The organism is Stenotrophomonas sp. CFBP8980, from assembly GCF_034046095.1.
Lineage (GTDB): Bacteria > Pseudomonadota > Gammaproteobacteria > Xanthomonadales > Xanthomonadaceae > Stenotrophomonas > Stenotrophomonas lacuserhaii.
Genome location: NZ_JAXCXF010000005.1, coordinates 97254 through 123406 on the forward strand (window position 1 = coordinate 97254; position 26153 = coordinate 123406).

24 protein-coding genes are annotated in these 26153 nt (G+C 67.5%); 13 read left to right on the forward strand and 11 right to left on the reverse strand.

All coding sequences use genetic code 11. The features are described 5' to 3' along the window. Positions 1 to 59 precede the first annotated feature (59 nt). Complete coding sequence (locus SOM47_RS12200; protein WP_320505724.1) at positions 60 to 941, forward strand: hypothetical protein; 882 nt, start codon at positions 60 to 62, stop codon at positions 939 to 941. A 65-nt stretch (positions 942 to 1006) separates the two neighbouring features. Here the strand turns inward: SOM47_RS12200 and SOM47_RS12205 are convergent, their stop codons facing one another. The 4 genes from SOM47_RS12205 to SOM47_RS12220 all read right to left on the reverse strand — a co-directional run bounded on the left by SOM47_RS12205 (position 1007) and on the right by SOM47_RS12220 (position 3612). Beyond that, on the reverse strand, positions 1007 to 1273 hold the full coding sequence (locus SOM47_RS12205; protein ID WP_320505725.1) for a gas vesicle protein GvpG: 267 nt from the start codon (positions 1271 to 1273) through the stop codon (positions 1007 to 1009). Between the two features lie 33 nt (positions 1274 to 1306). Further along, positions 1307 to 2296, reverse strand: coding sequence for a porphobilinogen synthase (hemB, locus tag SOM47_RS12210; RefSeq protein ID WP_042613203.1), 990 nt, complete (start codon positions 2294 to 2296; stop codon positions 1307 to 1309). Between the two features lie 24 nt (positions 2297 to 2320). Further along, complete coding sequence (locus tag SOM47_RS12215; RefSeq protein ID WP_320505726.1) at positions 2321 to 3238, reverse strand: bestrophin family protein; 918 nt, start codon at positions 3236 to 3238, stop codon at positions 2321 to 2323. A gap of 125 nt (positions 3239 to 3363) precedes the next feature. Further along, positions 3364 to 3612 carry a hypothetical protein gene (locus tag SOM47_RS12220; protein WP_042613201.1) on the reverse strand — a complete coding sequence of 83 codons (249 nt, stop codon included), beginning with the start codon at positions 3610 to 3612 and terminating at the stop codon, positions 3364 to 3366. 188 nt (positions 3613 to 3800) lie between these two features. Here SOM47_RS12220 and SOM47_RS12225 point away from each other — a divergent pair, with 188 nt between their 5' ends. Continuing rightward, positions 3801 to 4265, forward strand: coding sequence for a hypothetical protein (locus SOM47_RS12225; RefSeq protein ID WP_249404503.1), 465 nt, complete (start codon positions 3801 to 3803; stop codon positions 4263 to 4265). Between the two features lie 90 nt (positions 4266 to 4355). On the opposite strand, the gene SOM47_RS12230 is transcribed toward SOM47_RS12225, so the two are convergent. The 3 genes from SOM47_RS12230 to SOM47_RS12240 form a co-directional block, all read right to left on the reverse strand. Beyond that, a complete protein-coding gene (locus SOM47_RS12230; protein ID WP_192085058.1) occupies positions 4356 to 6155 on the reverse strand; it encodes a DUF885 domain-containing protein in 1800 nt (599 codons plus the stop codon). Positions 6156 to 6268: 113 nt separating this feature from the next. After that, entirely contained in the window at positions 6269 to 8494 is a 2226-nt protein-coding gene (gene dap4 / locus SOM47_RS12235; protein WP_320505727.1) for a dipeptidyl aminopeptidase 4, read from the reverse strand. Between the two features lie 78 nt (positions 8495 to 8572). Further along, positions 8573 to 9262: a glutathione binding-like protein gene (locus SOM47_RS12240; protein WP_101099372.1), complete on the reverse strand. Its 690-nt coding sequence runs from the start codon at positions 9260 to 9262 to the stop codon at positions 8573 to 8575. Positions 9263 to 9371: 109 nt separating this feature from the next. On the opposite strand from SOM47_RS12240, the gene SOM47_RS12245 reads away from it, so the two are divergent. The 3 genes from SOM47_RS12245 to SOM47_RS12255 all read left to right on the forward strand — a co-directional run bounded on the left by SOM47_RS12245 (position 9372) and on the right by SOM47_RS12255 (position 12033). Next, complete coding sequence (locus SOM47_RS12245; RefSeq protein ID WP_042613196.1) at positions 9372 to 9986, forward strand: TIGR00645 family protein; 615 nt, start codon at positions 9372 to 9374, stop codon at positions 9984 to 9986. Between the two features lie 161 nt (positions 9987 to 10147). Continuing rightward, a complete protein-coding gene (locus SOM47_RS12250) occupies positions 10148 to 11185 on the forward strand; it encodes an energy transducer TonB (protein ID WP_192085055.1) in 1038 nt (345 codons plus the stop codon). 146 nt (positions 11186 to 11331) lie between these two features. Beyond that, complete coding sequence (locus tag SOM47_RS12255; RefSeq protein WP_320505728.1) at positions 11332 to 12033, forward strand: transposase; 702 nt, start codon at positions 11332 to 11334, stop codon at positions 12031 to 12033. A 57-nt stretch (positions 12034 to 12090) separates the two neighbouring features. On the opposite strand, the gene SOM47_RS12260 is transcribed toward SOM47_RS12255, so the two are convergent. The 3 genes from SOM47_RS12260 to SOM47_RS12270 are packed head-to-tail and all read right to left on the reverse strand — an operon-like array spanning position 12091 to position 15529. Next, complete coding sequence (locus tag SOM47_RS12260; protein WP_042613194.1) at positions 12091 to 13275, reverse strand: ABC transporter permease; 1185 nt, start codon at positions 13273 to 13275, stop codon at positions 12091 to 12093. Beyond that, the gene (locus tag SOM47_RS12265) at positions 13272 to 14018 is read right to left on the reverse strand and encodes an ABC transporter ATP-binding protein (RefSeq protein WP_320505729.1); all 747 of its coding nucleotides are present in this window, start codon (positions 14016 to 14018) and stop codon (positions 13272 to 13274) included. Before SOM47_RS12265 ends, SOM47_RS12260 begins: the two co-directional genes overlap by 4 nt. Next, the gene (locus SOM47_RS12270; RefSeq protein WP_320505730.1) at positions 14015 to 15529 is read right to left on the reverse strand and encodes an alpha/beta fold hydrolase; all 1515 of its coding nucleotides are present in this window, start codon (positions 15527 to 15529) and stop codon (positions 14015 to 14017) included. Before SOM47_RS12270 ends, SOM47_RS12265 begins: the two co-directional genes overlap by 4 nt. Before the next feature lie 175 nt (positions 15530 to 15704). On the opposite strand from SOM47_RS12270, the gene SOM47_RS12275 reads away from it, so the two are divergent. The 5 genes from SOM47_RS12275 to SOM47_RS12295 all read left to right on the forward strand — a co-directional run bounded on the left by SOM47_RS12275 (position 15705) and on the right by SOM47_RS12295 (position 21582). After that, positions 15705 to 16646 carry a LysR family transcriptional regulator gene (locus SOM47_RS12275; protein ID WP_320505731.1) on the forward strand — a complete coding sequence of 314 codons (942 nt, stop codon included), beginning with the start codon at positions 15705 to 15707 and terminating at the stop codon, positions 16644 to 16646. Positions 16647 to 16742: 96 nt separating this feature from the next. Continuing rightward, positions 16743 to 17939: a CaiB/BaiF CoA transferase family protein gene (locus SOM47_RS12280; protein ID WP_320505732.1), complete on the forward strand. Its 1197-nt coding sequence runs from the start codon at positions 16743 to 16745 to the stop codon at positions 17937 to 17939. Then, positions 17936 to 18868, forward strand: coding sequence for a hydroxymethylglutaryl-CoA lyase (locus SOM47_RS12285; protein WP_042613189.1), 933 nt, complete (start codon positions 17936 to 17938; stop codon positions 18866 to 18868). Before SOM47_RS12280 ends, SOM47_RS12285 begins: the two co-directional genes overlap by 4 nt. Before the next feature lie 70 nt (positions 18869 to 18938). Beyond that, positions 18939 to 20279 (forward strand): GntP family permease, encoded by a 1341-nt coding sequence (locus SOM47_RS12290; protein WP_320505733.1) that lies wholly within the window; start codon positions 18939 to 18941, stop codon positions 20277 to 20279. 43 nt (positions 20280 to 20322) lie between these two features. Further along, positions 20323 to 21582: an OprD family outer membrane porin gene (locus SOM47_RS12295; protein ID WP_320505734.1), complete on the forward strand. Its 1260-nt coding sequence runs from the start codon at positions 20323 to 20325 to the stop codon at positions 21580 to 21582. Positions 21583 to 22131: 549 nt separating this feature from the next. On the opposite strand, the gene SOM47_RS12300 is transcribed toward SOM47_RS12295, so the two are convergent. Beyond that, positions 22132 to 22881: a ferredoxin--NADP reductase gene (locus tag SOM47_RS12300; protein ID WP_320505735.1), complete on the reverse strand. Its 750-nt coding sequence runs from the start codon at positions 22879 to 22881 to the stop codon at positions 22132 to 22134. Between the two features lie 139 nt (positions 22882 to 23020). On the opposite strand from SOM47_RS12300, the gene SOM47_RS12305 reads away from it, so the two are divergent. The 3 genes from SOM47_RS12305 to panE all read left to right on the forward strand — a co-directional run bounded on the left by SOM47_RS12305 (position 23021) and on the right by panE (position 26148). Further along, positions 23021 to 23932, forward strand: a complete 912-nt coding sequence (locus SOM47_RS12305; protein ID WP_455431319.1) for an ABC transporter ATP-binding protein — start codon at positions 23021 to 23023, stop codon at positions 23930 to 23932. Continuing rightward, positions 23929 to 24729 (forward strand): ABC transporter permease, encoded by an 801-nt coding sequence (locus tag SOM47_RS12310; RefSeq protein ID WP_042612435.1) that lies wholly within the window; start codon positions 23929 to 23931, stop codon positions 24727 to 24729. The genes SOM47_RS12305 and SOM47_RS12310 overlap by 4 nt, the downstream gene beginning before the upstream one ends. A 480-nt stretch (positions 24730 to 25209) precedes the next feature. Then, entirely contained in the window at positions 25210 to 26148 is a 939-nt protein-coding gene (gene panE, locus SOM47_RS12315) for a 2-dehydropantoate 2-reductase (protein WP_320505736.1), read from the forward strand. The last annotated feature ends 5 nt before the right edge of the window (positions 26149 to 26153 follow it).

Genomic DNA, 26153 nt, shown 5'->3' on the forward strand with positions numbered 1-26153 from the left:
CGGATGGTTCGAAGGGGACGCCCTACACTGGGCCTCCCTGTACTGCCTGGACCTGGACGATGCGATCTGCCCTGCCCCTGCTGGTTGTGGCCGCCAGTTTACTCTGCACCCCCGTGGCGATGGCGTTGAATGAGTTCGGCATCGAAGGCATGGGCGTTGTCTCGACCAAGGCCGGGGAAGGCCGCGCCAGCCTCCGCCCGGACGGCCAGCGCATCGTGTTCGCCAGTGACCGCGTCGGCGGCAGCGGTGGCTGGGACCTGTGGCAGGCCGAGCTGCGCGAGGGCCGCTGGCAGGCGCCGCAGCCGCTGGCTTTGAACAGCACGGCCGATGACCTGGACCCATACTTCAGCCACGACGGGCGCTGGCTGCTGTTCGCCTCCGACCGCGATGGGACGATGGCGCTGTACCGGGTGGCCATCGATGCGGACGGTCGCTTCGGCGCAGCGGAGCGCTGGCAGGAGGCCGGGGTGCAGTCGGCCGAGCGCGGCGCGGCCTTGAGTGCGGACGGGGAGCGGTTGCTGTTCGCGCGGCAGGCCGGCACGGGACGCGGCTGGGACCTGCATTTCGCGACCATAAGCGATGGAAAGCGCGGCCCGGCGGTTGCGCTGGAGGCACTGAACAGCGCGGCCGACGAAACCGACGGCGAGTGGTTGGGGAGCGACGGTGCGGTGGTGTTCACGCGTGCCGGCGAGGGCACGGCGCAGCTGTGGCGCAGCGACTGCGCGTGGTCCGCGGCGGCGGTGCAGCCGGTGGCGTTGTCGTTCAATACGGCCGACGGGATGACCCGTGCCGCGGTGGTCGATGCGGCCAAGCCGGGTGAGCTGTTGCTGGTGAGCAGCAGCGCACGCGCACCACGCGCGGGCGGTAGCGATGTGTATCGGATGATGGCGCCACGGGCGGTGGCGGTGGCCGGGTGTGGGGTGCGGAAACCGGCCCGGTAGCGCCGAGCCATGCTCGGCGGGCAGTGGCCGGCGCGTGGGTAACGGTACACGGCCAGCGGCCGTCTTTACCGGTCCAGCAGGCTGGCGCGGGCCTGTTCGTACTCTGCTTCGCTGATGCGGCCCTCGTCCTTGCGCCGGTTCAACGCGGCCAGTTCGGCCTGCACCGCTTCGGGCAGCTGCATCTCGCGCGATACGCGGGCGGCCGCTGACGGCAGTTCCGGTGCACGCCGTTTTTCGCGGAACGACGCCAGCGCCAGCCAGACGATCAGCGCGCCGAACACTACCACCCCGATGATCCAGATCATCCAGTGGCCAACGCCCAGGATCTCCATCGTTCCGTCCTCCTCGTGCAGAAGCCGCTATTGTCAGCGCTCGTGCAGCCAGCGCGCCACCTGCGGCGCGAAATAGGTCAGCACCCCATCGGCGCCGGCGCGCTTGAAGCACATCAGCGATTCCATCACGCAGGCACGTTCGTCCAGCCAGCCATTGGCCGCGGCCGCCTTCAACATCGCGTACTCGCCACTCACCTGGTAGGCGAACGTTGGCACGCCGAAGGTTTCCTTGACCCGCCGCACCACGTCCAGGTACGGCATGCCCGGCTTGACCATCACCATGTCCGCGCCTTCTTCCAGGTCCAGTGCGATCTCGCGCAGAGCCTCGTCACCGTTGGCCGGATCCATCTGGTAGGTCTTCTTGTCGGCCTTGCCGAGGCTGCCGGCACTGCCCACCGCGTCGCGGAACGGACCGTAGAAGGCCGATGCATACTTGGCCGAATAAGCCATGATGCGGGTGTTGATGAAGCCGGCCTCGTCCAGCCCGCGGCGGATGGCGCCGATGCGCCCGTCCATCATGTCCGACGGCGAAATGACATCCACGCCGGCCCGCGCATGCGACACCGACTGCTTCACCAGTGCTGCCACGGTGATGTCGTTGAGCACGTAACCACTGTCATCGATGATGCCGTCCTGGCCGTGGGTGGTGTAGGGGTCCAGCGCCACGTCGGTCATCACGCCCAGCGTCGGGAAGCGTTCTTTCAATGCGCGCACGGCACGCTGCGCCAGCCCGTCATCGGCCCAAGCGGCTTCGGCGTCCAGCGACTTCAACGCCGGATCGATCACCGGGAAGATGTCGAGCACCGGGATGCCCAGCTCCACCGCCGCTTCACCGACTTTCAGCAGTTCTTCGATGGACAGGCGCTCCACGCCCGGCATCGACGGGATCGCGGTGCGGCCGGCATGCTCATGCACGAACACCGGATGGATCAGGTCATCCACGGTCAGCGTGTTTTCGCGCATCATCCGGCGCGAGAAATCATCGCGGCGCATGCGACGGGGGCGGTACAGGGGGTGCGACATGGGGGGCTCCGTCAAGGCATCAGGTCACTGCAGGCGATAGTCGCGCGGCAGCAGGGGGTCGGGTAGCGGGCGCTGGCCGAGCGCGTCCAGCTGGTCGATTTCAACGGTACGCACCATCGCATCCAGCGGCAGGTCGTTGGGCTCGGTACCGAAGGGGTCTTCCATCTCTTCGCCCAGTTGGTCCAGGCCGAAGAAGGCATAGGCGAGCACCGCCGACAGCACCGGCGTGGCCCAGCCCAGCGAACTGGCCAGGCCGAACGGCAGCAGCACGCAGAACAGCCACGCGCAGCGGTGCAGCAACAGGGTATAGGCGAACGGCAGCGGGGTGGCGAGGATGCGCTCGCAGCCGGCCTGGATGGATGACAGCGCATGCAGGCGCTCTTCCAGCTGGGCATACAGGATCGGCGACAGCCGGCCGGCGTGCAGCGGCACGGCCAGCTCGGCGGCGATCATCGACAGCAGCGCGTCCAGGGTGTTGCGACGGTCATGCAGCAGCACGTGCTGGTCGGCATCCAGCCATCGGCGTGCCGCCTGCGCTTCGTCCGCGCCGCGCAGGCGCGCGGCCAGGCCGTGCGCGAAGGCAATGGCGAGATGGCCGATACGCGTGCGGCGTGGCGCATCGTCGGGCAGCAGCTGCTGCACCTGGCGGGCCAGCGAGCGCGATTCGAAAATGAGCTGGCCCCACAGCTTGCGGCCTTCCCACCAGCGTTCATGGCAGGCGTTGTTGCGGAAACTGAGGAAGATCGACAGCACCAGGCCAAGCAGCGCGAACGGCGCGGAGGACACCCGTTCCATGCCCGGCACGTTGCCCAGTTCGACCACGGCGGAAACGGCGATGGCCAGCAGCAGGATCGCCAGCACCTTGGGCGCCACCGCCGGAACGATGGAACCCCGCAGGATGTACAGCAGCTGCCAGCCGTGCGGACGTGGGCGGATGATCATGGGGCTTAGGGGGCGTTGCGCGCCGATCTGGCGCTGGGCAGGGCCGGGCGGCCCTCGGGCTGGTCATTGTACGCCCCCCACCCTGCCCTCCCTGCGCACCTGCGACCGAGGGTCGCACCGCAGCCTCAGACGATGCCGCCGCCCAGCCCCAGGCGGAAGATGCCGACCACGATGACGATGCCGTTGAGGATCAGCCCGGTCCAGGCCCGGCCGCGCTTGCTGGGATGGGTGAACAGGATGCCGATCGCTGCGATCAACGCACCCACGGCGGCGAACGGGATCAGGAACCAGTTGCCCCAGCCGAGCAGCGGCACCAGCGCGACCACCATCCATACCAGTGCCACGATGCCCCACAACAGACTGATCAGTCCCATACGCCCTCCTCGCCGATGGATTGGGGCCCACCATAGCCGTTCGCGTGGGCGTCGGATAGGCCCGCATGGGCTTGCCGCCGCGCTCACCGCTGCGGTGCTAGCGTGCCTGCAGGGCCCCGGCGTTGGGGCCGATTCAGATCGATGGACCGATGATCCGCTGCCTACCTACAGGGGTTCGAGCCATGAAGATGACCACCACGACATTCCGCTGGACCGCCGCTGCCGCCGTGCTGCTGGTGGTGGCCGGCTGTGCCAGCACTTCGCGGGTGATGCTGGGCCAGGCCCGCGCGCCCATCGACCCTGCCCAGGTGCAGGTGTATTCCACCCCGCCGGCCGGTTCGGTGGAGATCGCCCAGTTGGAATCGTCCAGCGCGGTGGGCTTCGGCACGCAGGGCCAGACCGATGCGGCCGTGGCCCGCCTCAAGCGCGATGCCGCCGCGCTCGGCGCCAACGGCGTGATCCTGATGGGCGTGGGCTCCAGCGGCTCGCCGGTGGGCATGTCGGTGGGTGCCGGCAGTTACGGTTCGCGCGTCGGCGGCGGCGTGGGCATCGGCATTCCGACCACCCAGCGCAAGGCGGCCGGCGTGGCGATCTGGGTGCCCAACCCGCCGCCCGTCCCGCGCCTGCCGGCCCAGCAGATCCCGGCACGCTGATCCACAAAAAGGGGACGGAGGGAATTAAGTCGTTTTCAGCCTTAAACGGGCCAGAAACGACTTAATTCCCTCCGTCCCCTTTTTTGCGGGTCAGCGGTATTTCGGGATGAAGGCTTCGTTGACCGCCTTGGCCAGCTGGTCCGGCGGCAGCAGGCCCTGGTCCAGCAGGAAGTTGTTGAAGGCCTTGCGGTCGAACTTCGCGCCCAGCGCCAGCTCGGTCTGCATGCGCAGTTCCAGGATGCGGGTGTAGCCGTAGAAGTAACTGCCGGCCTGGCCGGGCATGCGCACGGTGTAGCGGTCCAGTTCCTGGGTGGCCATCGCCTTGGACAGGCTCACTTCGTCGATCAGCACGCGCTCGGCGTCGGCGCGTTCGATCAGGCCCAGGTTGAGCATCGGATCCAGCATCGCGCGCGCGGCGCGCAGCAGGCGGAACTGCAGCGCGATCAGCTGCCCGTCCAGCGGTTCGTAAGGCACCATTTCCGCTTCGGCATACAGCGCCCAGCCTTCGACATTGACCGAATTGAACGCGAACATCGTGCGCGCCAGCGAGACGCCGCGCTCGACCATCGCGGTGAACTGCAGTTCGTGGCCGGGACGGCCTTCGTGCGCGCTCAGCGTCCAGGCCGCGGAGCCGAAGTTGAAATCATCGTACTGCGCGCCTTCGCCGGCCGCCGGGTTGCCCAGCGGCAGCACGAAGGTGCCCTGCTGCCCGGTATTGTTGACCAGCGGTGCCGGGAGGAAATGCGGGGCCGGGCTGGCCGCGCTTTCCGCCGCCGAACCCAGTCGCATCTGCATCGCACGCTGCGGCACATCGACGATCTGGTGTTCGTGGATCAGCGGATCGATCGCATCGATGACCTTGCGGTAGTGGCCTTCCAGCTGGTCGTTGGCGATGGTTTCCTTCTTCAGCGCGCGGATCACCGCGACCGGATCGGTCGGATCGCTGACCTTCAGGCCCTTGGCCTGCACCACCAGCGGTGCCAGCTGGCGCATCGCCGAACGGGTTTCCATGAACTCCAGCTGGGCGCGCTGCATCAGCAGCTTGGGGTCGATGTCGATACCGACCTGCTTGAGCTGGTAGGCATACACCGGCGCGGGCAGGCGGGTGTCTTCGCGCGCCTTCGGCAGCACCGTGCTGCGCGTCCACGCCGCGTAGTCCTTCAGCTGCCCAGCGAGGGTCTTCATCGCCTCGTCGGCACCGGCAACCTTGTACTTCTGCAGCAGCGATTCGATGCCGCTGATGTAGGTCTCCACGTTGTCCAGCGACTGCTGCACTTCGATCTTCGTCGGCTGCAGCAGCGCACTGTTGGACAGGCGTTCTTCGTAACGCTGGCGGGCCAGCGTGGTCAGCGGCGTACCGCCCGGCTGCAGGCCGGCATAGGCCTTCAGGCGATCCACCGCCTTGGCGCGGCGCTCGGCCGGCACCTGGTCGGACAGCAGCAGGTTGAGACCGCTGAAGATGGTCTGCGGCGCGTCGCTCCACGGCAGGAAGTACTGCTCGCCCAGCGTGCTGCCCTCGATGCTTTCGCTCGCCGCACCGATCATGATCTCCAGGTCCTGGCGGACGTTGGGGTCCTTCTCGCTGGCCAGCTTGGCCTGCAGTTCGCCGCGCGCCTTGGTCATCGCCTCGCGATAGCGCCTGGCGTTGTCCGGGCCGAGGTCGGCAACCTTGTCGTCGTAGCCGGGCACGCCGAAGAAGCCGGTGCTTTCCGGCTGGAACGGGCCCTGCGCATCCAGCAGGATCTGCGCCAGCTGGTTGCTGCGCGCCACCCAGGCCGGGGCCGCGGCGGGCTTCTTGGAAGCGGCGGCCGGGGCCGCATGGGCCGGAGCGATGGACAGCAGCGGGGCAGCACCCAACGCGAGGGCAATGGCAAGGACAAGCGGCTTCATCACACACTCCAGGATGCGGGCAATGCCAGCACCCTACGCATTCATGGCCGGGGCGGCAATGCGCCGGAGGTCACGGCCGAAGGCGCAGCCCCGCCAACAGCGGGGCCAGGCGATCAGGGCTTCAGGCAGCGGCCGAGGAAATCCTCTGCCACGCGATAACGGTGCAACGCGTCCGCACCGGACAAGCCGTGCTTGGCGCCCGGGTAGGTCATCAGTTCAAACGGCTGGCCGCGCTTCTGCAGCGCGCTCATCAGCACCGTGGAATTACTGAACAGCACGTTGTCATCGGCCATGCCGTGGATCAGCAGCAGGCGCGAACGCAGGCCATCGATATGGGTCAGCACGCGCGCTTCGGTGTAACCCGCTTCGTTGCGCGCGGGCAGGTCCATGTAGCGCTCGGTGTAGTGGGTGTCATACAGGCCCCAGTCGGTGACCGGTGCACCGGCCACGCCGCAGGCATAGCGGTTGGACGCCTTGGCCAGCAGCATCAGGGTCATGTAACCGCCGTTCGACCAACCCTGCACACCGATCCGCGCCGGGTCCACCCACGGCTGCTTCTGCAGCCATTCCACGCCACGCAGCTGGTCGGCCACTTCCACCGTGCCCTGCTTGCCATACAGTGCGCCGCCGAAGTCGCGACCACGGCGCGGGGTGCCGCGGTTGTCCAGCGAAAACACCACGTAGCCCTGCTGCGCCAGGTACTGGTTGAACAGGTGATCGCCGCGGCCCGGCCAGGCGTTGGTGACGGTCTGCGAAGCGGGGCCGCCGTACACGTACACCGCCACCGGATAGCGCTTGGCGGCATCGAAGCCGGCCGGCTTGATCACGCTGTAGTTCAGTGGCGTGCGGCCATCGGCGGCGGTCAGCGTGCCGAACTCCACCGGCAGCTGTGCGTCCCGGTAGCGCGCATAGGGATGCGCCGGATCGGCCAGGTTGTTCTCCACCAGAGTGGCGATCTTCTCGCCTTTGGCGCGGAACAGTTCGATCTTCGGCGGCGTGCCGGTGTTGGACCAGCTGTCCACGTAGACGCTCGCGTTGCGCGCGAAACTGGCACTGTGCATGCCCGGGGACTGAGATAGTTTCTTCGGCGCTCCACCCTGCAGCGGCACGCTGTAGATGTGACTCTCGCGTGCCGATTCCATGCCGGCACGGAAGAACACCAGCCCGGCCTTTTCATCCACGGCCAGCAGCTCATCCACCGACCAGTCACCCGTCGTCAGCGCGTGCGCCTTGCCGGCCTTGTCGATGCGGTACAGGTGTTCGAAACCGGTGCGTTCGGACGACCACAGCAGGCTGCCGTCATCAAGGAAACGCAGGCTGTTGTGCAGCGGCACCCAGGTCTTGCTGGTCTCACGGGCGAGCACGCGCTGGCGGCCGTCGGCCAGCGTGGTTTCCACCAGCTCCAGCTGGCGCTGGTCACGGCTCTGGCGCTGGAAGCTGAGGTGCTGCGGATCGCGCCAGTCCACGCGCGCCAGATAGATGTCCGCCTCCTTGCCGAGGTCGATCCAGCGCGGCTGTGCGTCCAGCGCCGGCGCGATCACGCCCAGCTGCACGCGCACGTTGGCATCGCCGGCGGCCGGGTAACGCTGTTCGATGACATCGGTGCGGTCGGGGTAGACCTCGTAGCGCTTCTGCACCGGCACCGGGCTTTCGTCGATGCGGGCAAAGGCGATCGCCGAATCGTCCGGCGCCCACCAGTAACCGGTGTGGCGATCCATTTCCTCGTCGGCCACGAACTCGGCCACGCCGTTGCCGATGGTCGCGCTACCGTCGCCGGTCAGCTGGCGCTGCTGGCCGCTGGCCAGGTCGATCACCCACAGGTTGCGGGCGCGGATGAAGCTGACGAAGCCACCGCGTGGGGACAGCTTGGCATCGGTGGCGAAGCCCTCGCCATGGGTCAGTTGGCGCACGGCGGCGGTGCCCTGCTTGCCCAGGTCGTACAGATACAGTTCGCCACCGAGCGGGAACAGCAGGGTGCGCGCATCGGGCGACCACTGGTAATCCACGATGCCGGTCATGGCCGCGATGCGCTGGCGCTCGCGGCGTGCCTTTTCTTCATCGCTCAGCGTTTCGGTGCCGGGCAGGACGACCTTGGAATCCACCAGCAGGCGGGTCTGCGCGCTGGCGATATCGTAGGTCCACAGGTCCAGCTGGTTGCGGTCGCTGTCCTTGCCGCGCAGGAAGCTGACCTGCGATCCATCGGGCGCCACCTTGGGCTTCATCAACGTCGGGCCGGACAGCGGCAACGCGCCGGTGATGGCTTCCAGGGTAAGTTTTTCAGCGTGGGCGGTGGTGGCGGTAGCGAGCATCAGGGCAAGGGCAGCGAACAGGTGGCGCATGAAAGGTTCCGGTATACGGCTGCCCCAATCCTAACCCGGCGCCGCCGCCTGCGCGGCAGCACCAGGCAGGGTCCGGCGTCAGCGCTTGCCGAACAGGTGCTTGCGTTCCTCATCGCTGAGCGGCTTGCCCGCATCCGGATTGACCTGCTGGCGCAACGCGTAGGCGCGTTGGGTGGCCGGCCGCGCGGCGATTGCCTGGTGCCAGCGCTGCAGGTTCGGGAACGCGGCGAAGTCCGGCGGCAGCTTGTCGTAGGCCCCGATCCACGGATAGCTGGCCATGTCGGCGATGCTGTACGCGCTGCCGGCCAGCCATTCGTGCTCGGCCAGGCGCTTGTCCATCACCCCGTGCAGGCGGCTGACTTCGTTGCCATAGCGTTCGATGGCATACGGGATTTTCTCCGGCGCATACACGTTGAAATGCCCCATCTGCCCGCTCATCGGGCCCAGCCCGGCCATCTGCCAGAACAGCCACTCCAGGGTTTCCACGCGCTCGCGCGGGTCGCGGGACAGGAAGCTGCCGGTCTTTTCGGCCAGGTACAACAGGATCGCGCCGGACTCGAACACGCTCAGCGGCGCGCCACCACCGGCCGGGGTCGGGTCGAGGATCGCCGGCATCTTGTTGTTGGGCGAGATGGCGAGGAATTCCGGCTTGAACTGGTCGCCGGTGCCGATGTTGACCGGATGGATGCGGTACTCCAGCCCGGCCTCTTCCAGGAACAGGGTCACTTTGTGGCCGTTCGGGGTGGGCCAGTAATACAGATCGATCATGGCGGGTCACTCATCGGGGATGTGCTGCGAGTGTAGTAGGTGGACCCGCTTGGCACTGTCTCATTGGACCAGTACTCTGCGCCCTCTCCTGCAACGCAGCATGCCGTCCATGACCCCTCAGCACCGCCCCAACCCCCTGTCCACCCTGATCTTCGCCTCGCGCTGGCTGCAGCTGCCGCTGTACCTGGGCCTGATCGTCGCCCAGGGCGTCTATGTCTACCTGTTCGGCAAGGAGCTGTGGCACCTGATCATGGATGCCAGCAACCTGGGCGAGCAGCAGATCATGCTGATCGTGCTGGGGCTGATCGACGTGGTGATGATCTCCAATCTGCTGGTGATGGTGATCGTCGGTGGCTATGAGACCTTCGTTTCGCGCCTGCGTCTGGAAGGCCACCCGGACCAGCCGGAATGGCTGAGCCACGTCAACGCCAGCGTGCTGAAGGTGAAGCTGGCGCTGTCGATCATCGGCATCTCCTCGATCCACCTGCTGAAGACTTTCATCGCCGCTGGCGCGCTGGATGGCCTGCCGCTGTGCCCGCCGGAGCTGATGAACGCCGCCGCTTCGGCCGCCAACGCCGGCGCTGCCAAGTGCGCCACGCTGACCTCCACCGGGGTGTTGTGGCAGACCATCATCCACGCCGTATTCATCCTGTCGGCGATCGGCATCGCCTGGACCGACAAGCTGATGGGCGGCGGCACCAGCACCGCCCGGGACCCCCACTGACCTGGTGGCAGGGGTGGCTGATCCGCCCCTGCCCTTCCCCCCCGGGGGATGCTAGATTGCACAGCTGACAGTATCTGCCTACGGCGTCGGGAAACGCCGCAGGCTCGTGCCTGGGACCATTGCCAGGTCTTTCGTATCGTCGTTTCAAAGGGGGAAACAGGATGTCGTACGCCAGGAAATCCGTCGTTGTTCGTGCGCGCCTGCTCGCGCCTGCCGTCCTGCTGATCGGCCTCGCCGCCTGTTCAGGCAAGGACGAGACCGCCGCACCCGCTACCGATGCCAAGCCCGCCGCCGCCGCGCCTGCCGCCACCGCGCCCGCCGCCGAACCGGCCGTGTCCAGCAAGGTCCAGGCGATGGGCAGCGAGGAACTGCGCGAAGCGGCCAGCCAGGCACTGCGCGACAACCGCATGTACGCCCCCGCCGGCGACAATGCGATCGAGTACTACCTGGCGCTGCGCGACAAGACCCCGGACGATGCGTCGGTGAAAAGCGCGCTGACCGACCTGCTGCCGTACACGCTGATCGCCGCCGAACAGAACATGGCGCGCGAGGACTTCGAGGAAGGCCAGCGGCTGATCGCGCTGATCGAGAAAGTGGACCCGAAGGCGCCGGCATTGCCGCGCCTGAAGCAGGGCATCACCCGCGGCGTGGAAGTGGCCGCGCTGCGCACCACCGAAGAAACCGAGCGCGTCAAGCGCGAAGCCGAAGCCAAGACCAAGCAGCTGGCCGAACAGCAGAAGCTGGCCGAGCAGCGCACCCGCGAGGCCGCCGCGGCCCAGCAGATCGCGGCACAGCAGGCCGCTGCCACCCCGGCGGCCGCTGCACCCGCGCCGGCCGCGCAGGATGCCGAACGCCAGGCCGCCGCTCGCCGCGAAGCCGAACAGCGCCAGCAGCAGGCCGCCGCACAGGCCGCCGCTGCCGCCGCCGCACGCCAGACCGCAGCGCCCACCCTGCGTCCGGTCAGCACGCCGGCCCCGCGCTACCCGGCCGACGCGCTGCGTTCCAATACCTCCGGCGAAGTGCTGGTGGAGATCACCGTCGGCACCGACGGCTCGGTCACCAGCGCCCGCGTGCTGCGCGCCACCCCGGCCCGCACCTTCGACCGCGAAGCCTTGGCCGCGGTGAAGCGCTGGCGCTTCGAACCGGTCGCCGCACCGGTCACCACGCGCCGCACGCTAGCCTTCAGCCCGGGCGGCTGAAAAAGGGGACGGAGGGGATTAAGTCGTAATCCCCTCGTTTCCACCACCGTGTGCCTTGCTGCCACAGCGTGGCACGACGTGGCCTGATAACGCCGCGCGTCCTCGCCCCGCAGGCTGGGCTTCCATCCAACATGGAAGCCCGCGCCATGCCCCGCCATGCCCGCCTGCTGGTGCCAGGCCTGCCGTTCCACGTCGTCCAGCGCGGCGTCAACAAAGGCGCGATATTCGCCGACGATCTGGACCGCGACCATTTCCTGCGCGTGATGCACAAGGCCTTCGTCAAGCATGACGTTGCGCTGCATGCATATGTGCTGATGGACAACCATGTGCACCTGCTGGCTACGCCGAAGACCACCGGTGGTCTGGCCCATGCGATGCGGGCCCTCGGTACGGGCTACGTGCAGGCCTTCAACCAGCGACACGGTCGATCCGGTCCGCTTTGGCAGGGTCGCTTCCATTCCAGCATGATCGACAACGACGCCTACCTGCTGGCGGTCTACCGCTACATCGAACTCAATCCGGTGCGCGCCGGCCTGGTGGCCGCCCCTGAGCAGGCAGCCTGGTCCAGCGTGCACGGCAATCTGGGCCTGCGCCGTGACCCGTTGCTGACCCCCCATCCCACCCTGCTGATGCTGGGTGGCACCCCCGCGCAACGCCGTGTCGGCTATCGGGCGTTCCTCCGCGATCATCGTCGCGCCTGCGCGGACGCGCCGGCAATCCGCGAGCATGGGAAGAAGCAGTGCCCGCTGGGCAGTGCGCGGTTCCTGGACATGCTGACTGAAACCCTGGGGCGCCCCGTAGCGGCACGGCCACGGGGCCGCCCGCGCAAGCCAGGCAGCGAATCGTGATGGAGGGACGGAAAGGACGAGTCGAAAACGACTTAATCCCCTCCGTCCCCTTTTTGCTCAGCCGGAGATCGCGAGGCGTTCCTGGCGGTAGCGGTGGATCGCGGCGAACCACAGCAGGGCGGCCAGGCCGAGGTTTGCGCCGAGGTAGATCACCCAGATCGTCGGGCTGATGTGCTCGTGGCGGATCACCTTCAGCAGCATCTGGTTCTGCGACAGGAACGGGATGGCGTACTGCCACACCACGCTCTTAAGCGGATACACCAGCAGCGCGTAGCTGGGCAGCATCGGCAGCAGCATCAGCCAGGTCATGTGGCTCTGGGCTTCCTTCATGCTCTTGGAGGCGGCCGACAGGAAGGTCAGCAGCGAGGTGCCGATCAACAGCATCGGCAGCATCACCAGCAGCATCTGCAGCATCGAACCCAGGCCCATGTTGAGCTGGCGGCCGACGCTGCTGTCGGACAGCTGGGCGCTGAGCTTGAACGCCACCAGGGTCAGCACCAGCGAGGCGATACCCACCACGCAGGCGGCGGCGATCTTGCCGCTGACGATGGCGCTGCGCTTGGCCGGGGTGGCCAGCAACGGCTCCAGCGACTGCCGTTCGCGCTCGCCGGCGGTGGTGTCCATCACCAGGTAGGCACCGCCCAGGAACGAGGTGATGGTCAGCAGCAGCGGCAGCAGCATCGACAGCATCATGCCCTGCTTGGCCTCGGCCGAGGCCAGGTCCTGGGTCGCCACGTCCAGCGGACGGGCGACCTGCGCGTCGATGCCGCGTGCCATCAACCGCAACGAACCGACCTGCCCGTTGTAGGTCTGCAGGGCTGCCTTGAGGCGCGCGGTGGGCACGTCGGCGGCGCGTCGGGTGCTGTCCTGCAGGATCTCCACCAGGGCCGGGCGGCCATCGCGCCAGCGTTCGTCGAACGCCTCGCTGATACGCAGTGCCACGTCGATGCGCTGGTCACTGATCGCCTCGTTGAGGTCCTTGGGGGCAGCGGTCGCGTTGAGGCCCTGCGCGGCCAGGAACCGCACCAGGTTGGGTGCGTTCTCCGCGCCGATGGTCGGGATTTCCAGCGGCTGCTCGATCTGCGACTTGACCCGGCTTTCGGCCAGCTTGCCCATGCCCAGGATCAGGATCGGGTACAACAGCGGGCCCATCAGCAGGGTCAGGGCCAGGGTGCGGCGATCACGCGAGAGGTCGCGCAGTTCCTTGCGCATCACGGTGAACAACGTGGACATGATGCTCATGCGTGCAGGCCCTCTTCGGTGCCGATCAGTTTGACGAAAGCGTCTTCGAGGTTGCTCTCGCCGGCCTGCGCGCGCAGTTCATCGGCGCTGCCGGCGGCCATCACCGTGCCCTTGGCGACGATCACGATGTGGTCACACAGCGCGGACACCTCCTGCATGATGTGGCTGGAGAAGATCACGCAGCGGCCTTCGTCGCGCAGGCCATGCAGGAACCGGCGCATCGCGCGGGTGGTCATCACGTCCAGGCCATTGGTCGGCTCGTCCAGGATCACGTTGCGCGGGTCATGCACCAGCGCACGGGCAATCGCGGTCTTGGTGCGCTGGCCCTGCGAAAAGCCATCGGTCTGCCGGTCCAGGATGTCGCCCATGTCCAGCGCGCGCGACAGCGCTTCGGTGCGCTGGGCGATGGTGCCCGCGTCCAGTCCGTGCAGTTCGCCGAAATAGGCGATGTTCTCGCGCGCGGTCAGCCGCTTGTAGACCCCGCGCGCGTCGGGCAGCACGCCCAGCCGGCGGCGCACTCCGGTGGCGTCGACGTTCGCGTCGATACCGTCCACGGTGACCCGGCCCTGGTCCGGGCTCATCAGCGTGTACAGCATGCGCAGGGTGGTGGTCTTGCCGGCGCCGTTCGGCCCGAGCAGGCCGGTGATGCGGCCATCCTCGGCACGGAAGCTGACGTCCTGCACCGCCTGGATGCGGCCGGTCTTGGTGTTGAATGCCTTGTGCAGGCCCTCTGCGACGATCATGGTTCCCATCCGTTGAACGAGGTGAACGCCGGCACGTGGCTCAGCGAATCCAGGCAGCTGGCATCCACTGCCTTGGCGTCTGCGGTGTCGATGTACTGGCCCAGCACGCGCGGCATGCAACCGGCGTTGATGCTGCCGTGGCCCTGCCCGCGGGCGACGATGTGGCGACCGTTGGGCAGGCCCTTCAGCACCTGCTCGGCGTAGCGCGGCGGGGTGACCGGATCCAGCTCGCCGGACAGCAGCAGCACCGGCAGATCGCTCTTGAACGGCGTGGCGGCGTCGGCGGCGGCCTTGTCATGTGGCCACACCGTGCAGGCAGCGAAGAACATCTGCGCCACGTTCGGACCCAGCAGGCGATCGCTCTGCGGAGCCGGCTGGAAGCGCGGTGCGTCCTCGCTGCAGATCACCGACCACTGCATGCCCCGGCTGATCTGCAGGTCCATCGCGCGCGAGGCGTTGCGGGTCAGCGCCGCGAGCGGACCGTAGCGCCCCTGTGCGGCTTCGTCGAGCACCACCGGCAGCAGCGAGGACAGTTCGGGAATGTAGGAGAAGGCGAAGATCAGGCCGAGCACGCTGTCCGGCTTGAGCACATCCTGGCGGGCCTCGGCGGTGGCCGGGTCGCGGTAGTCGACCGTCACCGGCGCAGCGGCCAGGGTGTCCAGCACGCTGCGCAGCTGGGTACGGGTATTGACCGGGAAACGCTTGGCGCAGGCCGCGTCCTTGATGCACTGCGCGGACTGCAGGATGATCGCGTCCTCGAAGGTGTTGGCGAAGTCACCGCCGACCACCAGATCGTTTGGCACCACGCCGTCGATCACCATGCTGCGCACGTGCTGCGGATAGCGCGCGGCATAGCGCTGGGCCACGCGGGTTCCGTAGGAGCCGCCGACCAGGTTGAGCTGCCCGGCACCGAGTGCCTTGCGCACCGCGTCCAGGTCATCGATGGCCTGCGAGGTGGTGTAGAAACGCGGGTCCGCACGGCCTTCCAGCGACGTGGCGCACTGGGCGGCGTAGCCTTGGATGTACGCCTCGGTGGGATCGGCGTGCTCGTCCATCGGCAGTTCCTTGCCGTCCGCGCCGAGGCAGCTCAGCGGATTGGAGCCGCCGGTGCCGCGCTGGTCGATCAGGAAGATGTCGCGCTGCTTGCGCACCTGGCGCAGCGCGGTGCTGACCGGCAACGCCACGTCGCTGGCTGCCTGGCCCGGACCACCGGCCAGGAAGAACACCGGATCCGGCAGGCCGGTGGCGGCCTTGTCCGCATCCAGCCAGGCGATGCGCAGGTCGATCTTCCGGCCTTCCGGCGCGGCGGGGTTTTCCGGCACGCTGAAGGTGCCGCACAACGCTTCGACATTCGCCGCGGCGACCGCGCCGGTCAGCGTGCAGGGTGTGAACTCGATCTGCCCGTAGTGGCGCCCGCTGGCCGAACCTTCGGTTCCCGAGGGTGGCGCACTGCACGCAGCACACAGGACACTGGCCAACACCCCGGCCAGTTTCAGGTGGTTTCTGGACATCTTCCTTGCTTCCCCTTGCTGATAGTCATGCGACAAGGACGGGGCCCCGGCGCGGATGTGACCAAGTTACACCGAAGGGAGTCGGCGCCGCGATGGGCGGCGGCGGCGGAGGGATGTTCTGGCCGGTGTCGAGCAGGCTCGACACTACGGGGCCGGCCGGTGGGGGGGTCGTACAATGCCGTTCACGCCACACCGCAGGACCACCGCCATCAGCCAGCCGATGTCCATCGACCGGATCAGCCTGACCACGCTGCGGTTGTTCGTGGCCGTGGCCGAGGAAGGCTCGCTGACCCGTGCGGCCGAACGCGAGGCGATCGCCACCTCCGCCGCCAGCCGTCGCCTGAATGACCTGGAGAGCGGGCTGGATGTGGCGCTGTTCACCCGCAACTCGCGCGGCATGCAGCTGACCCTGGCCGGCGAGAGCCTGCTGCAGCACGCGCGGCGCATGCTGCTGGCAGCTTCCGCACTGTCATCGGAGCTGCTGGAATACCGCCGCGGCATCCGCGGGCATATCCGCATGCTGGCCAACCTGTCGGCCATCGTGGCCTACCTGCCGGAGGAGCTGGAGCAGTTCTTCCTGACCCATCCAGACCTGCGCATCGAGCTGGAAGAACGCCCCACCGGCGGCGTGGTGCGCGGCATCCAGGAAGGCTGGGCGGAAATCGGCGTGTGTTCCGGCGATGGCGAACTGGGCGACCTGACCGCCGTGACCTTCCGCCGCGATCGGTTGGTGATGCTGATGCGGCCGGACCATCCGCTGGCCGGCAGCGGGCCGCTGGCGTTCGCCGATACGCTGCCCTTCGACCAGATCGCGCTGCATGCGGAGAGCTCGATCTTCACCCGTTCGCAGATGGCCGCGCGCGATGCAGGCCGGCCGCTGCGGCGGCGCATCCACGTGCCCGGCTTCGACGCCATCTGCCGCACCGTGCAGGCCGGGCTGGGCATCGGCGTGGTGCCCGAGCCGGTGTTCGCGCTGTTCGGCCGGGCCATGCACCTGCATGTGGAAGCGCTGACTGATGGCTGGGCCCAGCGCGAACTGAAACTGGTCTGGCGCGGTGACCGGCCGTTGTCCACCGCCGCCCAGCAGCTGGTCGAGCACCTTCGACCAAAGGCGTAGGCGTTCGCGTTTCGCGAACGGTTTTTCGTCAGAAAGGCATGGCGTCATCCGATGATTGCGACCTACCCTGCCGGTCTAGTCCTGGGAGGGTAGAAGATGTCCGGTCCATTGCACGGCATCCGCGTTGTTGAATTCGGAACACTGATCGCGGCGCCGTTTGCCGCGCGGCTGTTCGCCGAGTTCGGCGCCGAGGTGATCAAGATCGAGTCGCCCGAGGGCGGCGACCCGTTGCGCAAGTGGCGCAAACTGCATGGCGACACTTCACTGTGGTGGTCGCTGCAGGCGCGCAACAAGAAGTCGGTGGCATTGGACCTGAAGTCCGCCGAGGGCGCCGAGGCGGCGCGCCAACTGGCTGCCAGCGCCGATGTGGTGATCGAGAATTTCCGTCCCGGCGGCCTGGAAAAGCTGGGTCTGGGCTGGGACGTGCTGTCCGCACTGAATCCGGACCTGGTGATGGTGCGCATCTCCGGCTATGGCCAGGACGGCCCGTACCGCGACCGGCCGGGCTTCGGAGCGATCGGCGAGGCGATGGGCGGCATCCGCTACACCACCGGTGACCCGAGCACGCCGCCGGCACGCGTGGGCATCAGCCTGGGCGACTCGCTGGCCTCGCTGCATGGGGTCATGGGCGCGCTGATGGCGCTGCTACGGGTCAAGACCGGCCAGGGCGGCGGCCAGGTGGTGGACGTATCGCTGGTGGAAAGCGTGTTCAACCTGATGGAAAGCCTGGTGCCCGAGCACGCGATGTTCGGCACGGTGCGTGAACGCACCGGCGGCGCGCTGCCGGGGATCAGCCCATCCAACACCTATCCCACCTCCGATGGCAGCTTCGTGGTGATCGCCGGCAACAGTGATCCGATCTTCCGCCGCCTGATGCGCGCGATCGACCGCAACGACCTGGCCGACGATGCCGCGCTGGCGACCAATCCGGGCCGGGTGCTGCGCAATGCCGAGCTGGATGCGGCCATCACCCATTGGACCAGCGGGCTGCACATCGATGCAGTGCTGGCCGCACTGGATGCCGCCGACGTGCCTGCCGGACGCATCTACTCGGCCGCCGATATCGTCGCCGATCCGCACTACCGCGCGCGCGGCATGCTGCTGGAAACCACCCTGCCCGATGGCCAGCCGATCACCCTGCCGGGCATCGTGCCGAAGCTGTCGGCCACACCGGGCCGGATGCACTGGACCGGCCCGGCACTCGGCGAACACACCGACCAGGTACTGGCCACGCTGGGCATGACCGCGGCCGCCATCGCGACCGCCAGTGGCCGCACCGGAGAATCCGCATGAGCACTGTCCGTCCCTTGATCGTGCAGGAAGTCTGCCTGCGCGATGGCCTGCAGATCGAACCGGTGTTCGTGCCCACGGCCGACAAGATCCGCCTGGCCGATGCCTTCAGCGCACTCGGCTTTGCGCGCATCGAGGTCAGCAGTTTCGTCTCACCCAAGGCAGTACCGGCACTGGCCGATGCGGCCGAGGTATTCGCCGGCATGCGACGCGCGCCGGCCACGGTGTACGTGGCATTGGTGCCCAACCTGAAGGGCGCCGAGCGCGCGTTGGCCGCCGGTGCCGGTGAGCTCAACCTGGTGATGTCGGCCGGGCAGACCCACAACCTGGCCAACATGCGCATGACCACCGAGGAGAGCTTCGACGGCTTTGCGCGGATTGCCGCGCTGCCGCGTGGCGATGTGCTGCTCAACGGCAGCGTGGCGACCGCGTTCGGCTGCCCGTTCGAGGGCGAGCAGCCGGTGGCCAAGGTGCTTGACCTGGTGCGCCGTTACCTGGACCTGGGCTGCACCGGGATCACCCTGGCCGACACCACCGGCATGGCCAATCCGCGCCAGGTTGCCGCGCTGGTGGAGCAGGCGTTGCCGCTGGTCGGCGCCGACGCGCTGACCCTGCATTTCCACAACACGCGCGGGCTGGGCCTGGCCAACGTGGTGGCTGCCTACGATGCCGGTGCACAGCGTTTCGATGCCGCGCTGGGGGGGCTCGGCGGGTGCCCGTTCGCACCCGGTGCCTCCGGCAACATCTGCACCGAAGATCTGGTGGCGATGTGCGAGGAGATGGGCATCCCGACCGGGTTGGACCTGCCTGCGCTGATCGCCCTGTCGCGCGGACTGCCGGCGCTGATCGGCCATGAAACCGCCGGCCAGGTGGCCAAGGCCGGCCGCGTCGCCGACCTGCATACCGCACCGCCGGGGCTGCGCGCCGCGTAAGCCTTTCGTCCTTCATCGCGCAGGGCATCGCCCTGCGAAATCGACAACGCTTCATTCCTGGGAGGGAATCATGCACGAGTGGTTTGTGCTGGCGAACGCTCTGTTCGCCATTCTGTTGATCGTCCTGTTGATCATCTATTTCAAGGTCAACCCGATGATCGCGCTGATCGCCGGCCCGCTGTACCTGGGGCTGTCGTCCGGGCTCGGCTTCGGCTCCACCATCGAGGCCATCACCGATGGCTTCGGCGACCTGATGGGCAAGATCGGCCTGCTGATCGGTTTCGGCGTGATGATCGGCGCGTTCCTGCATCGCATGGGTGCCTTCCAGCAGGTCGTACGCCTGCTGGTGCGCACCTTCAAGCCGACGCAGATGCCGTATGCGTTCGCCACCATCCTGACCTCGATCTTCCCGCCGATCTATACCGACGTGCTGCTGCTGATGTCCGCGCCGCTGGCCCGTGCCACGGCCAAGCGCATCGGCGGCGACGCACTGCCGAAAATGGCGGGCGCGGTGGGCGTAGGCATCTACCTGGCATTGACCATGGTGGTGCCGGGCGTGGCCGCACTGGCACTGTCGGCGGTGCTCGACGTGGAGCTGGGCACGATGTTGCTGGTCGGCCTGGCGATCGCGGTCCCGACCGTGTTCCTGACCCTGTGGGGCTTCCATTTCCTGCTGCGTCGCGGCTTCTGGAATCCGGAAACCGACGAACTGCCCGACGACCAGGCCCCGGCGGTGGTCGCCGCCGAGGTCAGGGACGAGGACAACGCGGTGCCGCTGAAGCTGTCGCTGCTGCCGATCATCGTGCCGCTGCTGATGATCGCCACCGGCGCACTGGACCGCGCTTTGGACCTGGATATCCCGGCGCTGGCTGCGGTGGGCAACTCCACCTTCGCCCTGTTCTGCGGCCTGGTGCTGGCGTTCGTGATCGCCCGCTTCACCGTGCCCGCGCAGGACCGCACTGGCGCGGTGACCGATGCATTCAAGGAAAGCGGACAGATCCTGCTGCTGACCGGCGTGGCCGGTTCGCTGTCGGCGGTGGTCGCCACCACCGGCCTGGGTGACATCCTGTCCGGTTACTTCAGCGCCAACGCGGCCGCCCCGCTGCTGCTGGTGTGGGTGGTCGCGGCCATCCTGCACATCGCCATCGGTTCGGTGTCGGCCTCGGCGATCACCGCCGCCAGCATGCTGGCCCCGGCACTGCATTCGCTGGATGTGCCGCCGGTGCTGGTGGCCTTGGCCGCAGGGTCCGGTTCGCTGTTCCTGGTGCATGTCACCAGCAATACGTTCTGGCTGATGCAGACCACCTTCGGCATGACCCTGCGCGGCACGTTGAAGACGCTGAGCCTGCCGGTGTCGCTGGCCTCGGTGGTGTCGCTGCTGCTGATCCTGGTGGCCAGCGCGATCTTCTGATCGATCCTTTTTTTCATCTGTGTACGGCGGAGGGGCCGGACCCATGAACATCACACGCAATGCAATGCTGATCGCCTTCGGGCTGGCCAGTGCGCCTGCACTGGCCGCCGAAAGCGAAGGTTTCCTGGCCGGTGCCAGCGCAGACCTGACCGCGACCAACTTCTACTACAACCGTGATTTCCGCAGCGGCAGCGGCCAGGGCAAGCGCGAGGAATGGGCGCAGGGCTTCCTGCTGGATGCACGCAGCGGCTACACGCCGGGCGTGGTCGGCTTCGGTATCGACGTGCTCGGGTTGGCCGACTTCAAGCTGGATGGACTGCAGTCGGAAGTGGGCACCGGCATCCTGCCCTACGATGAAGAAGGCGCACGCTCGGCGTTCGGCCGCATCGCGCTGACCGGCAAGGCCAAGGCCGGCCCGGCCGAACTGCGCGTGGGCAGCCATATCGCCTCGGACCTGCTGCTGAAATCCAACACCAGCCGTCTGCTGCCGCAGACCTTCGAAGGTGCCTCGCTGGGCGCGGCATGGGCCAACGGCGTGGAGCTCGGCTATGCGCGCTACGACCGGTCCTGGTACCGCGATGGGACCGAGCGGGTGGACCTGACCCTCACCAACAAGGACCGTCGCTTCAGTGGCACACCGGATGCCGATGGCTTCGAACTGGTCACCGCGTCGTGGGCGCCGGATGGTCGGTTCAAGCTGCACTACGAACACGGCGAACTGCACGACCTTTATCGCCAGCAGGTCGCCTCGGTGGCGTTCAAGCAGCCGCTGGCGCTGGGTAAATTGAGCACGGAAGTGCGCTATTACGTATCCGATGATGTGGGCCCTGCGCTGGCGGGGCGGGTCGACAACCGGGCGCTGAACGCGCTGGTGGCGTGGCAGCACGCCGGCCAGGAATTCGCGGTCATGTGGCAGGACATGAACGGTGACACCGCGATGCCGTTCGTCGGTGGCACCGACGGCAACGTCTTCAACTGGACCTTCATCAACGACTTCATGGAACGCGACGAGCGCAGCTGGCAGCTGCGTTACCAGCTGGACGGCAAGCAGATCAACCTGCCGGGCCTGAAGTTCCTGGTGCGCTACGTAAAGGGTGACGACGCCCGCCCGGCCACGTTCAGCGGCGAGGGCCGGCAGTGGCAGCGGGATGTTGAAATCGGCTACACGTTCCAGAGCGAAGCGTTGAAGCACCTGTCGGTGCGCTGGCGCAACGGCTTCTTCCGTTCCAACTACCAGCGCGATGCCGAAGAGAACCGGGTGATGGTGGTGTACGACGTACCGCTGTGGGCGGGCCAGGGCTAGAAGCGCAAAGCCACAGCAACGGCAAGGGCCTGCAGGGCTGTGTGTTGGCGGGGCGGGGTGGCTGTGCAGGACACGCCGTGAATCCGTCCATGGAGGCTCGCTTTTCGCATCCATGCGAAAAGACGGTCCTGCACAGCCACCCCGCCCCACCTTCGACAGGTCCATGTGGGCCATGGGACCTGCGGACATCGGTAGCGCCGACCCATGGTCGGCGAGCGCAGCGGGCCGCTGGCGGGAACATTCCGCCGACCATGGGTCGGCGCTACCAGGGCGCAGTGGCGTGTCGGGAGGAGGGAGCCCCTGAGTCAGGGGCGGCCGCGAAGCGGCGGGGTGTGGGTGCCAGTGAGATGGGGCCCGCGGTTTGCGCAGCAAAGCGTGGGAGCGACAGCGCGAATGCGATGGCGTGGACCCGCGCCATGGATGGCGCGAAACGAGGCCCGCATGGGCGCAGTTTTTGCCGTCCCCCGCACAGCCCCACCGCCCGGCCCACCCCCAGCTGCGGCTTCAAACAACAGCCACCCGCGAGGGGGTCCCACCCGTTCGACCAGCCTACTTGCTGGAAACGTACTTCTCGCGCCGGATCTGCGGATTACCCAGACCCGCCAGCTTCAGCGCGTCCACGCAGGCATCCACCATGTCCGGGTTGCCGCACAGGTAAGCGATGTCCGTGGCGGCATCCGGCGCAAGATCAGCCAGCTGCTGCTGCACGTAACCATGCCGCACGTCCGGACCGGGATCGGCCGGCAGCTCGCGCGACAGGCACGGGATGTAGCGGAAGTTCGGCTGGGCCGCGGCAAACGCTTCGAAATCCTCGCTGTACAACAGCTCGGCCGGGCTCCGGGCGCCCTGCAGCAGCACCACTTGGAGCCCACGCTCGGCCATGGCGGTGGCCAGCAGGGGCAGCATCGAGCGATACGGGGTGACCCCGGTGCCGGTGGCGATCAGCAGGTAGCGGCCGTTCTGGTCACCCGGCTGCAGGCAGAACCGGCCATACGGCCCGCTGGCGCTCAGCTGACCGCCGATGTCCAGGCCTTCGAACAGCGCCGTGGCGGCACCGCCGGGGACGAAACTGACCGCGATATCCACCGCCTCGCCTGGCCCCAGCGCGTGGTCGTGGAGGGTCGCCAGCGAGTAGCTGCGCTTGGTTTGCGTGCCATCGGCGTACTGGAAATGGACCTGGATGAACTGGCCGGGCTGGAAATCCAGCGGCTGGCCGTCATCGCGGAGGAACTGGTAATGGCCTACGGTCGGCGCCAGCATGCGGCGGTCGACCAGCTTCATGGGAAATTGGACTGGCACGGCAGTGGGAACAGTGTGTAGCCGGGGCAAGCCCGTGGGGGGATCTATAATAGCCCTCCCTGCACTCCTCCATGCGCCACCCGCAGGCGCAAAGGCTTTCCGCTTGGCTTCCCTGAACAACAGTGCGCCCGCCCTGCGCGTGCGCGACCTGCGCAAGACCTACGACAACGGCACCGTTGCCCTGAAGGGCGTCTCGCTGGAAGTCGCCCCGGGCGATTTCTTCGCCCTGCTGGGCCCCAACGGCGCCGGCAAGTCGACCCTGATCGGCATCGTCAGCTCACTGGTGAACCTCAGTGAGGGCCAGGTGGAGGTGTTCGGCACCGACTTGGTGGGTGAACGCAGCGCCTCCATGCGGCTGATCGGCCTGGTGCCGCAGGAGATCAACTTCAACCTGTTCGAGAAACCGTTCGACATCCTGGTCAACTACGCCGGCTTCTACGGCGTGGACCGCGCCGAAGCGGAAAAGCGCGCCGAGGAAGAGCTCAAGCGCGCCCACCTGTGGGAGAAGGCGCAGGTGATGAGCCGCACGCTGTCCGGCGGCATGAAGCGCCGGCTGATGATCGCCCGGGCGATGATGACCCGGCCGCGCCTGCTGATCCTGGATGAACCGACCGCCGGCGTGGACATCGAGATCCGCCGCGACATGTGGCGGGTGCTGAAAGAGATCAACACCGCCGGCACCACCATCATCCTGACCACGCATTACCTGGAAGAGGCCGAGCACCTGTGCCGCAACCTGGCGATCATCAACCATGGCCAGATCGTCACCCAGGGGCCGATGCGCGAGCTGCTGGCCAAGCTTGACGTGGAGGGCTTCCTGTTCGACATCGACGGCAGCCTGCCGGCCGAGCTGCCGCAGATCGAAGGCGCCACGCTGATCGCCATCGACGGGCACACGCTGGACGTGGACATGCCGCGCGCGATGGACCTCAACCGTGTATTCGCCGCACTCAACGCCTCGGGTATCCGCGTGCGTTCGATGCGGACCAAGAGCAACCGCCTGGAGGAGCTGTTCGTGCGCCTCACCGGCAACCCGGAGAACGTGGCATGAGCAGCACCCCGACCCCCGTCCTGACCGATGGCCAGCGCAACCGCATCGCACTGGCCACCGTGGTGCGCCGCGAAGTGGCGCGCATCCTGCGCATCTGGGGCCAGACTCTGGTGCCGCCGGCGATCACCATGACCCTGTACTTCCTGATCTTCGGCGGCCTGATCGGCTCGCGCGTCGGCGAGATGGGCGGCTACAGCTACATGCAGTTCATCGTGCCGGGCCTGGTGATGATGAGCGTGATCCAGAACAGCTACGGCAACATCAGCTCCTCGTTCTTCGGCGCCAAGTTCGGCCGCCACGTGGAGGAACTGCTGGTCAGCCCGATGCCGAACTGGGTGATCCTGTGGGGCTACGTGGCCGGCGCGGTGCTGCGCGGCCTGATGGTCGGCGTGATCGTGCTGATCATCGCCATGTTCTTCACCCCGGTGCGCATCCCGCATCCGCTGGTGACGCTGACCACCGTGCTGCTGGGCGCGACGATCTTCTCGCTGGCCGGCTTCATCAACGCGGTCTACGCGAAGAAGTTCGATGACGTGGCGATCGTGCCGACCTTCATCCTGACCCCGCTGACCTACCTGGGCGGCGTGTTCTATTCGGTGAAGCTGCTGCCGGGCTGGGCCGAAGCGGCAACCCACGCCAACCCGATCTTCTACATGGTCAACGCCTTCCGCTACGGTCTGCTCGGCACCAGCGACGTGCCGTTGTGGGTGGCTTACGCGCTGATGCTGGGCTTCGTGGTGGCGCTCACCTTCGTGGCACTGTGGCTGCTGCGCCGTGGCGTCGGTCTGCGCAGCTGAGGGAGGACGCCGGGCCTGCGTTCCGGCACCCCGCCTCACAATCAACTGCAACTGCGGCTGCGGCTGCGGGCCGGGCGGGGGGCAGGGAATTGCGGGGGACGCCGTAAACCCATCCGTGGGGGCTTGGTCGCCGCATCCATGCGGCTCACACCCCCGCAATCCCCTGCCCCCCACCCCCCGACACACCCCGGTGGCCACGAGATAGCAGAGCAAGAACGCCTTGGCTGGACTTGGCTTGGCTTGGCTTGGTCAAGGCTTGGCTTGAGCTTGGCGGGAACACGCGCGGACTGTCCGTGGGTCGTGCGGGTGGGGGGTGCGGGGCCTTGAGCGGCAGGAGCCGCGAAGAGCTACATGGACGTACTTGCGCGTGCCCCGCACCCCCCACCCGCACGACCCAGCCCGATACCAGCACAACCAACCCGACACGCGCGAAACAGGCACAATCTCCACAGCGATTACTGACAACGTGGTGAGACGGCAATGCGCATCCTGATCCTCGGCGCCGGCGGTACCGGTGGCTACTTCGGCGGACGCCTGGCCCAGGCCGGGGTGGACGTGACCTTCCTGGTTCGCCCCGCACGCGCGGACCAGCTGCAGCGCGATGGCCTGGTCATCCGCAGCCCGCTCGGCGATGCCGCCTTCCCGGTGCAGCATGTCACTGCGGATGCGCTGCCGGCGCTGGTCGCCGGGCACCCGTTCGACCTGGTGGTACTGAGCTGCAAGGCCTATGACCTGGACAGTTCGATCGAGGCCATCGCGCCGGCGGTCGGACCGCGCACCAGCGTGCTGCCGATCCTCAACGGGCTGCACCACTACGCTGCGCTGGATGCACGCTTCGGCCGCGACGCCGTGATGGGCGGACTGTGCTTCATCAGCGCGGCCAAGGATGCCGATGGCGCGGTGCTGCACCTGGCCAAGCCGGCCAGACTGACCTTCGGCGAGCGCGATGACGTCGGCCTCAGCGCCCGTGTGCTGGCCTTCGCTGCTGCCTGCGTGCAGGGCGGCGTGGACCACCTCGCCAGCGAAGACATCCGCCAGGAACAGTGGGTCAAGTACACCTTCCTGACCGCACTGGCGGCCGCTACCTGCCTGCGCCGTGCCGACATCGGCACGATCATGGACAGCGAGGGCGGTGAGGACTTCCTGCGTGCGCTGTACGCCGAGTGCGTGTCCGTCGCCGACGCGTCCGGTCAGCCGATACCGGCCACGGCACAGGAAACCGCCTTGGCCGCGCTGACCCAGCCGGGCTCCGCGCTGAAAGCCTCCATGCTGCGCGACCTGGAGGCGGGGCAGCAGGTCGAAGCGGAGCACATCGTCGGTGACATGCTCGCGCGTGCCCACGGTTTCGGCCAGCATGCTCCGCTGCTGGCGCAGGCCTTCGACTCCCTGCAGGCTTACCAGGCGCACCGCGCGGGCTGAACGAG

What these genes read in the sequence shown, in the direction of transcription:
- SOM47_RS12200 (WP_320505724.1), top strand. Translation starts at nt 60, where the DNA reads ATGCGATCTGCCCTGCCCCTGCTGGTTGTGGCCGCCAGTTTACTCTGC.
- SOM47_RS12205 (WP_320505725.1), bottom strand. Translation starts at nt 1,273, where the DNA reads ATGGAGATCCTGGGCGTTGGCCACTGGATGATCTGGATCATCGGGGTG.
- hemB (WP_042613203.1), bottom strand. Translation starts at nt 2,296, where the DNA reads ATGTCGCACCCCCTGTACCGCCCCCGTCGCATGCGCCGCGATGATTTC.
- SOM47_RS12215 (WP_320505726.1), bottom strand. Translation starts at nt 3,238, where the DNA reads ATGATCATCCGCCCACGTCCGCACGGCTGGCAGCTGCTGTACATCCTG.
- SOM47_RS12220 (WP_042613201.1), bottom strand. Translation starts at nt 3,612, where the DNA reads ATGGGACTGATCAGTCTGTTGTGGGGCATCGTGGCACTGGTATGGATG.
- SOM47_RS12225 (WP_249404503.1), top strand. Translation starts at nt 3,801, where the DNA reads ATGACCACCACGACATTCCGCTGGACCGCCGCTGCCGCCGTGCTGCTG.
- SOM47_RS12230 (WP_192085058.1), bottom strand. Translation starts at nt 6,155, where the DNA reads ATGAAGCCGCTTGTCCTTGCCATTGCCCTCGCGTTGGGTGCTGCCCCG.
- dap4 (WP_320505727.1), bottom strand. Translation starts at nt 8,494, where the DNA reads ATGCGCCACCTGTTCGCTGCCCTTGCCCTGATGCTCGCTACCGCCACC.
- SOM47_RS12240 (WP_101099372.1), bottom strand. Translation starts at nt 9,262, where the DNA reads ATGATCGATCTGTATTACTGGCCCACCCCGAACGGCCACAAAGTGACC.
- SOM47_RS12245 (WP_042613196.1), top strand. Translation starts at nt 9,372, where the DNA reads ATGACCCCTCAGCACCGCCCCAACCCCCTGTCCACCCTGATCTTCGCC.
- SOM47_RS12250 (WP_192085055.1), top strand. Translation starts at nt 10,148, where the DNA reads ATGTCGTACGCCAGGAAATCCGTCGTTGTTCGTGCGCGCCTGCTCGCG.
- SOM47_RS12255 (WP_320505728.1), top strand. Translation starts at nt 11,332, where the DNA reads ATGCCCCGCCATGCCCGCCTGCTGGTGCCAGGCCTGCCGTTCCACGTC.
- SOM47_RS12260 (WP_042613194.1), bottom strand. Translation starts at nt 13,275, where the DNA reads ATGAGCATCATGTCCACGTTGTTCACCGTGATGCGCAAGGAACTGCGC.
- SOM47_RS12265 (WP_320505729.1), bottom strand. Translation starts at nt 14,018, where the DNA reads ATGATCGTCGCAGAGGGCCTGCACAAGGCATTCAACACCAAGACCGGC.
- SOM47_RS12270 (WP_320505730.1), bottom strand. Translation starts at nt 15,529, where the DNA reads ATGTCCAGAAACCACCTGAAACTGGCCGGGGTGTTGGCCAGTGTCCTG.
- SOM47_RS12275 (WP_320505731.1), top strand. Translation starts at nt 15,705, where the DNA reads ATGCCGTTCACGCCACACCGCAGGACCACCGCCATCAGCCAGCCGATG.
- SOM47_RS12280 (WP_320505732.1), top strand. Translation starts at nt 16,743, where the DNA reads ATGTCCGGTCCATTGCACGGCATCCGCGTTGTTGAATTCGGAACACTG.
- SOM47_RS12285 (WP_042613189.1), top strand. Translation starts at nt 17,936, where the DNA reads ATGAGCACTGTCCGTCCCTTGATCGTGCAGGAAGTCTGCCTGCGCGAT.
- SOM47_RS12290 (WP_320505733.1), top strand. Translation starts at nt 18,939, where the DNA reads ATGCACGAGTGGTTTGTGCTGGCGAACGCTCTGTTCGCCATTCTGTTG.
- SOM47_RS12295 (WP_320505734.1), top strand. Translation starts at nt 20,323, where the DNA reads ATGAACATCACACGCAATGCAATGCTGATCGCCTTCGGGCTGGCCAGT.
- SOM47_RS12310 (WP_042612435.1), top strand. Translation starts at nt 23,929, where the DNA reads ATGAGCAGCACCCCGACCCCCGTCCTGACCGATGGCCAGCGCAACCGC.
- panE (WP_320505736.1), top strand. Translation starts at nt 25,210, where the DNA reads ATGCGCATCCTGATCCTCGGCGCCGGCGGTACCGGTGGCTACTTCGGC.